The sequence below is a fragment of the Micromonospora sp. NBC_01655 genome (assembly GCF_026339755.1).
Classification (GTDB): domain Bacteria; phylum Actinomycetota; class Actinomycetes; order Mycobacteriales; family Micromonosporaceae; genus Micromonospora.
This window is the reverse complement of sequence record NZ_JAPEQF010000001.1, coordinates 3,265,135-3,277,723: the sequence shown is the minus strand read 5'-3', so window position 1 is coordinate 3,277,723 and position 12,589 is coordinate 3,265,135. Positions and strand designations below refer to the sequence as shown.

At 69.4% G+C, this 12,589-nt stretch carries 11 protein-coding genes; 9 read left to right on the top strand and 2 right to left on the bottom strand.

All coding sequences use genetic code 11. From position 1 onward, the window contains the following. Window positions 1-122: 122 nt before the first annotated feature. The 4 genes from OOK41_RS15355 to OOK41_RS15340 are packed head-to-tail and all read left to right on the top strand — an operon-like array spanning window position 123 to window position 4,913. Entirely contained in the window at window positions 123-962 is an 840-nt protein-coding gene (locus OOK41_RS15355; RefSeq protein WP_117670278.1) for a nitrilase-related carbon-nitrogen hydrolase, read from the top strand. A 34-nt stretch (window positions 963-996) separates the two neighbouring features. Beyond that, window positions 997-2,400: a dihydropyrimidinase gene (gene hydA, locus OOK41_RS15350; RefSeq protein WP_266265585.1), complete on the top strand. Its 1,404-nt coding sequence runs from the start codon at window positions 997-999 to the stop codon at window positions 2,398-2,400. A 13-nt stretch (window positions 2,401-2,413) separates the two neighbouring features. After that, window positions 2,414-3,910 carry a CoA-acylating methylmalonate-semialdehyde dehydrogenase gene (locus OOK41_RS15345; RefSeq protein WP_266265584.1) on the top strand — a complete coding sequence of 499 codons (1,497 nt, stop codon included), beginning with the start codon at window positions 2,414-2,416 and terminating at the stop codon, window positions 3,908-3,910. A gap of 4 nt (window positions 3,911-3,914) precedes the next feature. Then, window positions 3,915-4,913 carry a TIGR03842 family LLM class F420-dependent oxidoreductase gene (locus OOK41_RS15340; protein WP_117670275.1) on the top strand — a complete coding sequence of 333 codons (999 nt, stop codon included), beginning with the start codon at window positions 3,915-3,917 and terminating at the stop codon, window positions 4,911-4,913. 265 nt (window positions 4,914-5,178) lie between these two features. Here the strand turns inward: OOK41_RS15340 and OOK41_RS15335 are convergent, their stop codons facing one another. After that, on the bottom strand, window positions 5,179-5,997 hold the full coding sequence (locus tag OOK41_RS15335; RefSeq protein ID WP_165878195.1) for a triacylglycerol lipase: 819 nt from the start codon (window positions 5,995-5,997) through the stop codon (window positions 5,179-5,181). A 245-nt stretch (window positions 5,998-6,242) separates the two neighbouring features. On the opposite strand from OOK41_RS15335, the gene OOK41_RS15330 reads away from it, so the two are divergent. From OOK41_RS15330 to OOK41_RS15310, 5 genes are all read left to right on the top strand, one after another. Then, complete coding sequence (locus OOK41_RS15330; RefSeq protein ID WP_266265582.1) at window positions 6,243-8,879, top strand: NB-ARC domain-containing protein; 2,637 nt, start codon at window positions 6,243-6,245, stop codon at window positions 8,877-8,879. A gap of 248 nt (window positions 8,880-9,127) precedes the next feature. Beyond that, entirely contained in the window at window positions 9,128-9,565 is a 438-nt protein-coding gene (locus OOK41_RS15325; protein ID WP_117670269.1) for a hypothetical protein, read from the top strand. A gap of 32 nt (window positions 9,566-9,597) precedes the next feature. Next, window positions 9,598-9,960: a hypothetical protein gene (locus OOK41_RS15320; protein WP_266265581.1), complete on the top strand. Its 363-nt coding sequence runs from the start codon at window positions 9,598-9,600 to the stop codon at window positions 9,958-9,960. Between the two features lie 300 nt (window positions 9,961-10,260). Then, a complete protein-coding gene (locus tag OOK41_RS15315) occupies window positions 10,261-10,923 on the top strand; it encodes a DUF6766 family protein (RefSeq protein ID WP_266265580.1) in 663 nt (220 codons plus the stop codon). A 140-nt stretch (window positions 10,924-11,063) separates the two neighbouring features. Continuing rightward, the gene (locus OOK41_RS15310) at window positions 11,064-11,222 is read left to right on the top strand and encodes a hypothetical protein (RefSeq protein ID WP_165878193.1); all 159 of its coding nucleotides are present in this window, start codon (window positions 11,064-11,066) and stop codon (window positions 11,220-11,222) included. A gap of 88 nt (window positions 11,223-11,310) precedes the next feature. On the opposite strand, the gene OOK41_RS15305 is transcribed toward OOK41_RS15310, so the two are convergent. Further along, a complete protein-coding gene (locus tag OOK41_RS15305) occupies window positions 11,311-12,582 on the bottom strand; it encodes a cytochrome P450 (RefSeq protein WP_266265578.1) in 1,272 nt (423 codons plus the stop codon). Window positions 12,583-12,589: the final 7 nt, after the last annotated feature.

Below are 12,589 nucleotides of genomic sequence, written 5' to 3'. Positions count from 1 at the left end.
GATTTGTGTCGCTAGTGTGCTACGCGATCCGATCCCGAACAAGGTCATCGGCCGGAACCCTCGTGACCGGCCACGTAGGAGTCATGCCGCCGGTGCGCCGACGACCACAGGAAGGGGAGACCATGGCAGACGTGATCCGGGCCGCCATCGTCCAGACCAGCTGGACAGGCGACAAGGAATCGATGATCAAGGCACACGAGGAGTACGCGCGGCAGGCCGCCGCGCAGGGTGCCAAGGTCATCTGCTTCCAGGAGCTGTTCTACGGGCCGTATTTCTGCCAGGTGCAGGACAAGGCCTACTACGAGTACGCCGAGTCCATCCCCGGTCCGACGACCGAGCGGTTCCAGGCCCTCGCCGCCGAACTGGGCCTGGTGATGGTGCTGCCGATGTACGAGCAGGAGCAGCCCGGCGTGCTCTACAACACCGCCGCCGTGGTGGACGCCGACGGCAGGTACCTCGGCAAGTACCGCAAGCACCACATCCCGCAGGTCAACGGCTTCTGGGAGAAGTTCTACTTCCGCCCCGGCAACCTCGGCTTCCCGGTCTTCGACACCGCCGTCGGCAAGGTCGGCGTCTACATCTGCTACGACCGGCACTTTCCGGAGGGCTGGCGGGCACTCGGGCTGGGCGGCGCCCAGCTCGTCTTCAACCCCTCGGCGACCAGCCGGGGCCTCTCGTCCTACCTGTGGAAGCTGGAGCAGCCGGCGTCGGCGGTGGCCAACGAGTACTTCATCGGCGCGATCAACCGCACCGGGATCGAGGAACTCGGCGACAACGACTTCTACGGCACGTCCTACTTCGTCGACCCGGAGGGGAAGTTCGTCGGCGAGGTCGGCGACGCGCACCACCCGGAGCTGATCGTCCGCGACCTGGACCTGGGGCTGCTGGCCGAGGTGCGCGACCGGTGGGCCTTCTACCGGGACCGCCGCCCGGACGCGTACGAGAGCCTGGTGAAGCCGTGACCTCGCCACTGATCGAGACCGGGACGGTGCAGCTGTGAGCGTTCTGCTGATCAAGGGTGGGACGGTTGTCGGTCCCACCGGCGCGACCCCCGCCGACGTGCTGGTGGACGGCGAGACGATCGCCGCGATCTTCGCACCGGGCCGGGGCCCGCAGGACGTCGAGACCATCGACGCCACCGGCAAGTACGTCATTCCCGGCGGGGTCGACGCGCACACCCACATGGAGCTGCCGTTCGGCGGCACCTTCGCCAGCGACACCTTCGACACCGGCACCCGGGCGGCGGCGTTCGGCGGCACCACCACCATCGTCGACTTCGCGGTGCAGCGCACCGGCGAGGTGGTCCAGGACGGGCTGGCCGCCTGGCACGCCAAGGCGGCCGGCAACTGCCACGTCGACTACGCCTTCCACATGATCCTCGGCGGGTTCAACGAGGACTCGCTCAAGGCGATGGACCAACTGGTCACGACCGAGGGCATCACCAGCTTCAAGCTCTTCATGGCGTACCCGGGCGTCTTCTACAGCGACGACGGCCAGATCCTGCGGGCGATGCAGCGGGCGCGGGAGAACGGCAGCATGATCATGATGCACGCCGAGAACGGCCCGGCGATCGACGTGCTGGTCCAGCAGGCCCTCGCCCGGGGCGAGACCGACCCGATCCACCACGGGATCACCCGCCCCGAGGCGTTGGAGGCCGAGGCGACCAGCCGGGCGATCTGGTTGGCCAGCGTCGCCGCCGACTGCCCGCTCTACATCGTGCACCTCTCCGCCAGCAAGGCGCTGGAGCAGGTGGCCGCCGCCCGTGACCTGGGCCGCAACGTCTTCGCCGAGACCTGCCCGCAGTACCTCTACCTGACCCTGGAGGACCAGCTCGGCGCGCCCGGTTTCGAGGGCGCCAAGTGGGTCTGCTCCACCCCGCTGCGCCCGCGCGACGAGCCGCACCGCGCCGACCTGTGGCGGGGTCTGCGCACCAACGACCTCGCCGTGGTCTCCACCGACCACTGCCCGTTCTGCTTCAAGGACCAGAAGGAACTGGGCGTCGGGGACTTCTCGAAGATCCCCAACGGCATCGGCAGTGTCGAGCACCGGGTCGACCTGCTCTACCAGGGTGTGGTGGACGGCAAGCTGTCGCTGCAACGCTGGGTCGAGACGGTCGCCACCACCCCGGCCCGGATGTTCGGCCTCTACCCCCGCAAGGGCGTCATCGCGCCCGGCTCGGACGCCGACATCGTGCTCTACGACCCGGCGGGCCGCACCCGGATCAGTGTCGACACGCACCACATGAACATGGACCACTCGGCCTGGGAGGGTTACGAGATCGCCGGCAAGGTCGACACGGTCATCTCCCGGGGCACCGTGCTGGTCTCCGGCGACACCTACCACGGTCGGGCCGGCCACGGGCGCTACGTGCCCCGTGGGCTGTCGGACTACCTGGTCTGAGGGCGGCGAAGCGATGACGCTGGAAGCACGCGAGATCAGGCACTGGATCGACAACGTGGCCGTCGCCGGCACCGGTACCCGCCGGCTGCCGGTCTGGGACCCGGCCACCGGGCAGCAACAGGCGACCGTGGTGGCCGCCACCGCGGCGGAGACGGACGCGGCGGTGGCCAGCGCGCTGGCCGCCTTCCCGGGCTGGCGGGCGCAGTCGCTGTCCCGCCGGGCCGAGGTGATGTTCCGCTTCCGTGAGCTGGTCGACGCCAACCGCAAGGAGATCGCCGCCCTGGTCAGCCTGGAACACGGCAAGACCGTCGCGGACGCGGGCGGCGAGCTGGCCCGTGGCCTGGAGAACATCGAGTTCGCCACCGGCGCCCCGCACCTGCTCAAGGGCGGCTACAGCGAGCAGGCCGCGGGCGGGGTGGACGTCTACTCCATCCGTCAGCCGCTGGGGGTGGTCGCCGGCATCACGCCGTTCAACTTCCCGGCGATGGTGCCGATGTGGATGTTCTGCAACGCCCTGGTCTGCGGCAACACCTTCGTGCTCAAGCCGAGCGAGAAGGACCCGTCGGTCACGCTGCTGCTGGCCGACCTGTTGCGCCAGGCCGGCCTGCCCGACGGGGCGTTCAACGTCGTGCAGGGCGACCGGGAGGCGGTCGAGACGTTGATCGCCCACCCCGACGTGCAGGCGCTGAGCTTCGTCGGCTCGACCCCGGTCGCGAAGGCCGTCTACGAGGCCGGCACCCGCGCCGGCAAGCGGGTGCAGGCGCTCGGCGGGGCGAAGAACCACATGGTGGTGCTCCCGGACGCGGACGTCGACGCCGCCGCCGACGCCGCCGTCTCCGCCGGCTACGGCTCGGCCGGCGAGCGCTGCATGGCCATCTCGGTGGTCGTCGCGGTGGGCCCGGTCGCCGACCCGCTGGTCAGGGCGATCAGCGAGCGGGTCGGCCGGATCAACGTCGGCCCGGCCACCGACCCGGCCGCCGAGATGGGTCCGCTGATCAGCCGCGAGCACCGCGACCGGGTCGCCGGCTACCTCGCCGACCCCGGTGGGGCCGAGGTGGTGGTGGACGGCCGCAACGCGCCGCTCGCCGACGGGCCGGGCTTCTTCCTCGGTGCCTCGCTGGTCGACCGGGTCTCCCCCGGATCGCCGCTCTACACCGACGAGATCTTCGGCCCGGTGCTCTCGGTGGTCCGCGTCGACACGTACGAGGAGGCGCTGAAACTGGTCAACGACAACGAGTACGGCAACGGCACGGCCATCTTCACCCGGGACGGCGGCGCGGCCCGCCGCTTCCAGTACGACGTGGTCTGCGGGATGGTCGGCGTCAACGTGCCGGTGCCGGTACCGGTGGCCTACTACAGCTTCGGCGGCTGGAAGTCCTCGCTCTTCGGGGACCTGCACATGTACGGGCCCGACGGCATCCAGTTCTACACCCGATCCAAGGTGGTCACCTCCCGTTGGCCGGACCCGGCCACGTCCCAGGTCGACCTCGGCTTCCCGAAGGTGCGGTAGAGGTATGGACATCGGCGTCGTCCTACAGTGCGACCCGCCCGCCCACGACGTGGTCGAGCTGGCGAAGCAGGCCGAGGCGGCCGGCTTCAGCCACGTCTGGACGTTCGACTCGCACGTGCTCTGGCAGGAGCCGTTCGTCATCTACAGCCGGATCCTCGCCGAGACCGAGCGGGTGGTCGTCGGGCCGATGGTGACCAACCCGAGCACCCGGGACTGGACGGTCACCGCCTCGCACTTCGCGACCCTCAACGAGATGTACGGCAACCGGACGATCTGCGGGATCGGCCGGGGCGACTCGGCCGTCCGGGTGCTCGGCTCGCGGCCGACCACGCTGGCCGAGCTGCACGAGTGCGTGCGGGTGATCCGGGCGTTGGGCAACGGCGAGTCGGTGACGCTGCGCGATCGGCAGCTCCGGTTCGCCTGGGCACCACGGAGCCGGCTGGAGGTCTGGGTGGCGGCGTACGGGCCGAAGGCCCTCGCGCTGACCGGGGAGGTGGGCGACGGGTACATCCTGCAACTCGCCGACCCGGACATCGCCGCCTGGATGATCGGTGCGGTCCGGACGGCGGCCGAGCGGGCCGGGCGCGACCCGGCGGCGATCAAGTTCTGCGTCGCCGCCCCCGCCTACGTCGGCGAGGACCTGGCGCACCAGCGGGAGCAGACCCGCTGGTTCGGTGGCATGGTCGGCAATCACATCGCGGACATCGTCGAGCGCTACGGCACCGGCGGCGACGTGCCGGTCGCGTTGACCGACTACATCAAGGGGCGCAAGGGCTACGACTACGCCGAGCACGGCCGCGCCGGCAACACCCACGCGGACTTCGTACCGGACGAGGTGATCGACCGGTTCTGCCTGCTCGGGCCGGTGGAGAACCACCTCAAGCGGCTGGCCGAGCTGCGCGAGCTGGGCGTCGACCAGTTCGCCGTCTACCTGCAACACGACGCGAAGGAGTCCACCCTGGCCGCGTACGGCGAGCACGTGATCCCGGCAGTCACCCGGTGACCCGGCAGGCCCGTCGGGCGCGCAAGGCCGGGGACCGACGGAGAGCGGGCCTCCCGGCAAGACACCGTCGACCGGGATCCGACGCCCCGACCGGAAGCCTCGTCGTTGGCCGATAGGGCTCGCACCCCTGGCCCCCAGGTTGCCGGTTGGATGCCGGCCTCGCAGCGCCGGTGGCCGTCGAAGAGCGAAGGCCACCGGCGCTGCTTGCTGCCGACCGTTTCGGCTTCCCGGGACTCAAAAGGGCTGATCGAGGTGTGTGTCCGGGCTACCAACGCCACCAGAAGTAGAGGGAGTTGTTGGCCGAGCGCGCGGGCGGGGCGCCCCATCCCGCGACCCAGTTGGCTTCGTAGTAGTTCTTGTACCGCTGGTAGTAGCTACCGCTGGTCACCTGGTGCACGTTGCTGTGTTCGAGGCCCTGGTTCGCGTCGTAGCGGAGGTAGTGTCCGGCGGTCATGCCGAGCGCGGACTCGGTCGATACCGTGTCGTCGTCGTCGGAGCCGATCAACGTCCAGTCGGTGCCCTGCGCCGACTGTGGACTCTGGTAGAGCGCGTTCAGCAGCGGCGAGCCGGGAGACATCTCGGAGCACTGCCGGTAGCCGTAGGTTGCCGCGCAGAGGCTTGCCTGCGACGTGCCACGGTGCGGGGTGCCGATGGTGACGACGTCCTCGACGTAGAGGTAGGGCGGCCAGCCGCTGGCGTGCGCGGCGACGCCGGTGAGCGCCGAGCGGGCGATGAGCCCGCCCATGGAGTGCGCCATGATGTCGACCGAGATGTTGTTCTTGGAGTAGGAGCTGTAGATGTTCCAGGCCAGGAGACGGCCGAGTTCGTAGATCGAGACGTCTCGGTCGCCGTTCTCCCTGATCACCGTGTTGCAGCCGTTGTCGCCCTTGTAGAAGCTGACCGTGTGGTAGCTGCCGGTCCAGCCCCACGAGCGCATGGCGTCGGCGGTCGACTTCCAGTAGCCCTCCCAACAGTGGTGGGCGGGATCGCGGCCGAGCAGGTCGAAGGTGAAACCGGGTACGAAGTAGACGGGTTCGTTGAAACTGTCGTTGCGCGCGGGGGCGGCGTGCGCAGGCGCGCCCATGGCCACCACCCCCAGTACCGTGGTCAGGACAGCGGCCGTCGCACAGGCCAGGATCCGTTTGAGCAATGTGTACCTCCGGATGTTCGGTGGCGCGGGATTGACTTTCATCGCAGCACCGGCGCAGGAGCAGCACAACGACCCACGGCGTTCGGGTCTGTACCGAACCGACTCGAACGTCGCTGGCCCAGGAACCTACCCGCGGCTATATTGATCAACTAGGGATGGCGTCGGCACGGGAAGGTCATGTGGCTGAGCTTGTTGACGGGCTGCCGAAGCCGGATGAGATCACCAGTGCGGAGGAGTTCGTCGCCGCCCTGCGCCAGCTACGAGCCTGGTCGGATCTGACCTATCGACAGCTCGCCCGCCGGGCGGAGGCTGCCGGCGACGTCATGCCCGCCAGCACGACCGCCACGATGCTTGCCCGTTCCAGCCTGCCCAGGAGCGAGATCGTCGCGGCCTTCGTCCGGGCCTGCGGGCTCGACGAGGCGGCGACCGCCACCTGGGTCACGGTACGCAACACGCTCGCCACCACCGCCACGCGGCCGAAGGGCACAGCGTCCGCCCCGCCCGACGTACCGCAGCCGGTGCCGGACGGGTTGGCCGTGCCCGCCATGCTGCCCGCCGACATCGCCGACTTCACCGGCCGAGAGGAGCACGTGACACCACTGTGCGAGTACCTGGCGGGCGTGCGGCGTGATGGTCGGCAGCACCACGCGGCGCCGATCGCGGCGATCAGCGGCATGGGCGGTGTCGGCAAGACGACCCTCGCGGTCCACGTCGCGCACCGGCTGGCCGCCGCGTACCCCGACGGTCGGCTGTACGTGAACCTGCGCGGGGCCGAGGCGTCGCCGCTGCGCTCCGGCGACGTGCTGGCCAGGTTCCTGCGCGCGCTGGGCGTACCCAGCCAGGTGATTCCCGCGGACGAGACCGAGCGCGCCGAGCTGTACCGCACCCGCCTCGCCGACCGTCGGGTACTGCTGGTGTTGGACAACGCCGCTACCGAGAAGCAAGTCCGACCGCTACTGCCGGGCACGGCGACCTGTGCGGTCCTGCTGACCAGCCGGATCCGGCTGACGGGCATCGAGGGTGCCCGTCGCGTCGACCTCGACGTGTTCCCGCCCGCCACCGCGATCCGGCTGCTGGCCAGCGTCACCGCGGACGAGCGGGTGACGGCACAGCACGCCCAGGCGGCACAGATCGTCGGACTGTGCGGCGGGCTGCCACTGGCGGTACGCGTCGCCGGCGCACGGCTCGCCGCCCGGCCCACCTGGCAGCTCGGTCATCTGGCGGCGATGCTCGGCGACGAGCGCCGACGCCTGGACCAGTTGGCAGCCGGCGACCTGGCCGTCCGCGCATCGCTCGCGCTGAGCTATCAGGGGCTCGAACCGGAAGTACGGCGGCTGTTCCGGCTGCTCAGCCTCTTCGACCTGCCCGACTTCCCCGCCTGGTTCACCGCGGTCGTGCTCGATGCCACCCTCGAACGCGGAGTCGAGCACGCCGAGGCGCTGGTGGACGCGCAGCTACTCACCGCCGCCGGCACCGATGTCGCCGGGCAGCAGCGCTACCGCTTTCACGACCTGGTGCGACTGTTCGCCCGGGAACGCGCCTCGCTCGAGGAGACCGGCGAATCACTCGCCGGCGCACTCACCCGCGGGTTCGGTGGCTGGCTGGCCATCACCGAACGGATGGCCAAGCACATCCCGGGTCCCTGCTACGCGGCGATCGGCGGGCCCGCGCCACGTCCGTCCATGGACTGGTTGCAGCGGTCCCCGTCGTATACCGATGCGGGTCGGTGGTTCGACGCCGAACGTGCGGCGCTGCTGTCCCTGATCCGGCAGACCTGCGTGCTCGGCCTCGACGACGTGGCGTTCGATCTGGCCGGGTGCATGGAGAAGTACTTCGACGTACGCGGCATGTACAGCGACTGGGCCGACACCAACACCGAGGTCATGTCGGTGTGCCGAGCGGCGGGCAACCTGCTCGGTGAGGCGGTCATGCTGCGCGGTCTGATCGACGTGACTACCTGGACCACCGACGGCCCCGACGGCGACGCGATGTCCCGGCTGCGCGACGAGGCGTTCCGGCTACTGGGCATGTTCACCGAACTCCGACACGAGCAGGGCATGTGCGACGCCGCCGTGATGTGCTCGTGGGCGCTCACCGCCATCGGCGACCATCCTGCCGCTGCCGCCCACGCCAGCCGCGCCCTGCACCTCGCCAAGCGGTCGGATCACCCGGGCGGCCGGATCCGAGCCCGGTTGGCACTGTCGATCGTCAGTTACGAGCAGGGGCGCTTCGCCGCCGCCGCCGGTGGCCTGACCGGTGCGCTGGACGAGGCGCGGGCGTTGGGCAACCCGCGCTGGGTCGCGACCGTCCTGCAGTTTTCCGGTATCGCCCATCGCGAACTCGACGACTTCGAGCGCAGCCAACGCATGCTTCACGAGTCGCTGGGCATCTCGCGGTACTACGGCGACAGGTACACCGAGGTGTTGACGCTGCTCGCGCTGGCCCGCCTGGACCTGCGGCGCGGTGGTCCGGACGCGCGGACCACGGCCGAGGCGGCGGTGACGCTCAGTCGCGAGTACAACATGAGCCATCACCTGGCCGAGGCCCTCGCCGTGTTGGGCGAGATCGAACTGGCGGAGGACTGCCCGGCTCGGGCGATCGGTCACCTTGAGGAGTCCGTTGCGATGTGGCGGACACGCGGGTGGCATTCGATGCAGGCCGCCGCGCTCACCAGCCTCGGTAGGGCGTATGCGCACACCGAGCCGTCGGCCGCGCGACGGGCGTTCGAGGAGGCCGCCGCGATCTTCACCCGCCTCGGCGACACCGCCAGACTCGCCGGGCTCCTCCCCCACCTCCCCACCCACGACACCGACTGACGGCCGCAAGGTACGCCGATCGTATGTGCGTGGCGATCCTGGCCGCATTCCTCAGCCCTGTTCGGAACAGTACCGAACGCGTTCGGACGGCCTGAATAGTTGCCAGCGACGGCCGGTGGATGCTCTGATGACCACACTGTTTCCGGTATAGGAGACAGAGCGCGCATTGACCAATCGGGTCCGGACTTCGGCCGACGCTGCGGCTGGCCGCGACGAGGCGTGCGCCAACATCCCAGAAAGGAGTTCCCATGAAGCTGACCACCCGCCTGAAAAGGCTGTTCCTCGTGCCACTGGCCATGGTGCTCGCGAGTTCGCTCGGGCTGGCCGTCGCACCGGGCGTAGCGCACGCCGCGTCGTACGTCGCCTTCGGCGTGTTCGACGGCCACCAGACCTACGGTTTCTACGAGGGTTCGGTCGTCGTCAACGCAACGAATGTCAAGATCAACGGCAGGATACACCCGACGGGTTCGACCGCCAAAGCGTGCGTCTACGTCCACGTCGAAACGGACGTCGCAGCCTACAACAACCTGGCCGCATGCGCGTACTCCCCAAACTCCCTGACGTTCGCCACACGCACTTTCCCCTACTCCGGGAGTGCTTATTCGGTGGTGGTCACCGTGTGTTCGTTCGCACCATTCTGGGACGAGGTGATATGGCAGTGCGGCGACCCACGGGAAATCATCTGAGGAGACGGTCCGTGAATAAGATGCCCAGCCGGGTGCTGGCCACGATCTGCGCAACGGCGGTGGCCTCGACCGCCCTGGCACTGTTCCCGGGCGGGGCGGCGTTCGCCGCCGCCGATCCTGCGTGCTCAGCGGTCGCCCTGGCGCCGGTCTATTCGGGAGGAACAGTCATCGCGAGCGGCGAGGTCAACTGCCTCGACCCGAAGAAGATCTCCATGACGGTCAAGTTGCGGATGGACGGACACGACGTCTCCAGCAACAGCTATACGGCTGTGATCGCCACGTACGGCGTCTACGCCAACACCGGCGCCCCCAATCGCAGCGGTGACCAGGAGTGGTGCACCGTCGTGTCGGGCATGGGCGCCCAGGCCATGCGTTGCGAGATCGACGACTTCTGAGTTCCGGCGTACGGGAGCCGGATCGTCGTGCGCCTTCCCGGTCACGCTGCGTAAGTGTTGCTGAGGCGGTACTCGGAACCGTGCAGAGCTGACGGTGGGACCGGTTGCTACCGCAGCCGGTCCCACCGCCGCCGGTCCGGACGCCGCAGCGGGCCCCTCGGGAACAGCCGGCGCACCCGGCCTGGTCACGAACGACCGCCTGCCGAGGCGACCTGTGGCCGTCAGCTCCGGTCGGGTGTTTGGCCGAACGGGCAGACGGGCATTTGCCCTGCGGTGAGGGCGCTATCGGGAGGAGAAGCAATGCGACGCCGGATACGGCAACACGGCCTGACGATCGCGATGTTCGGCGCGTTCCTGATCTTCCTGGTGTTGCAGAGCGTCTTCGGCTGGCGCACCCACAACGAGGAACTGGCGCAGTACGGCCACCCGACCCTGTCGTACCTGGCCTACCTGGGCACCGGACACTTCGCCGAGGCGACCTTCGAGAACTGGGAGTCGGAGTTCCTGCAGATGGGCGGGTACGTGTTGTTGACGGCGTACCTGGTGCAGAAGGGCTCGTCGGAGTCCAAGCCGGAGGACCAGGACGACCGTCCGGACGATTGTCGCGAACACGCCACGGCGAACTCGCCGTGGCCGGTACGCAGCGGTGGCCTGCCGCTCGCGATCTACCGCAACAGCCTCTCCATCGCCCTGCTGATGATCTTCGCGGGTTCCTTCGCCGGTCACGTCCTTGGCGGTGTCGCCGAGTACAACGAGCAGCAGATGCTCCAGAGCGGCGCCGCTCCCATCAGCGCCTGGCAGTTCCTGGGCACCAGCGACTTCTGGTTCCAGTCGATGCAGAACTGGCAGAGTGAGTTCCTCGCCGTCGGAGCGTTGATCGTGTTGAGCATCTTCCTGCGCCAGCATGCCTCGCCCGAGTCGAAGCCCGTCACCGTCCCGCACGCCGCCACCGGCGCAAGCTGACAGGGCTGCCCGGCCGGACGCCTCGACCAGCGACGGTGCCCCGTCGAGCGGTCGCCCCGTTTGTCGGTGACCCACCAGGGAAGACACTGCTCCGCACCGCGCGAGGACGGGTTCCCGCGCCGCACGGACAGGAGGGTGACATGAGTGACCGCGAGCGACTGCACGACCTGCGCCAGCAGGCCCACAACGCCGGTATCGAGGGCAACTCGAAGATGACCGAGGAGCAGTTGCGCGAGGCCCTGCGCAAGGTTGGCAAGGGCGCCGAGCCGGAGTTGGCCAAGCGGGAGTCCCGCCGCTGACAGGTCGACGACCGAGGCCGGTACCCGGTCGGGTGCCGGCCTCGGTCGTGCTGGAGAGCGGGAACCGCGCGCCGATCAGACGACCAGATCAGGGCAACGGCACCGGCTGCGCATGACTCGGTGAGTGCTGCCCGACGGCGAAGATGAAGCCGCTTGCCACCCGGGCCGGGATTCGCGTCAGCGAGACGGTGAGATCCTGGTCGGGCACGTCGTGGTCGAACGCGGCCAGTCGGGGGGTCAGTGCCCCCAACAGGGCGACCGTGGCGGTCTCGCCGGGACACCGATGGCCGGTGCGGGGGTCGCCGCCGCCCTGTGGCACCAGGTCGAACTGACCGATCTCGCGGTCCAGGAAGCGCTCCGGCCTGAACGCGTAGGGGTCGGGCCACAGGTATGGTGAGTGGTTCTGTCCGTACAGGTCGAGCAACACGATCGAACCGGCGGTGATCGGTTCGCCCTGCCAGGAGAGATCCTTGACCGCCCGGCCGCCGACAAACGGTGCGAAGGGGTAGAACCGGCGGACCTCATGCACAAATGCCTCCGGGTACCCGGTCGCTCGACCGCGCAGGCGGTCACGAACGTCCGGCCACCGGTGCAGTGCGTGCGCGGCGAACGTGACGAACCAGCAGACCGCCACGGTGGGCCGGATGACATTGAGCAGTTCCACCGCGGCGACCCGGGCATCGAGCAACCTCCCGTCGGCCTCCCGGTAGCCGGCGACCACGTCGATCACCGAGCCCTCCTCGACAGCCAGCTCACCCCGCCGCACATCCTCGACGAGCCGGCTCAGCCAGTCCTCCCGGCGCCTGCGTGCGAGTCGGGCCCGCCAGTGCCGGGGGCCGAGGGTGGCGAACCCGTCGACCATCGCCACCAGGTCGGATGCCAGGGCGGGCACGTCGTGACCGTCCAGCGGCACACCGACCCAGGCGCACACCGCGCGGGTCAGCACCTGGCTCGTCTCCGCGAACAACTCCACCCGCTGTCGGGGCGTCCAGGAACCGGCGGTCTCGTCCCATTCCCTGATCGTCCGGTCGACCAGGCCGGCGATGCCCTCGGGGGTCAGCAGCGACACGAACATCGCCTTGCGGTGGCGGTGGATCTCCCCGTCCAGGGTGTGCACCGCGCGGTGGCCGAAGAGGGTGGCCTGCGCCGGCTCAGGAATGGCCCCGTGCCGGTGGATGTGCTTCTCGTCGTAGAAGAACCGTGCCGCTTCAGGCCCGCACAGTCCGACCGCGGGCTGGCCCATGAGCCGGGCGTGCACGACGTCACTGCCGGCGCGACGCCGGCGGTTGGGGAGCCAGCCGTAGCCTTCGAGAGCCAGCCGGAGGGTGTTGTCGAGAAGCGGGGCGCGGTTCGTGGACATGTCTGCG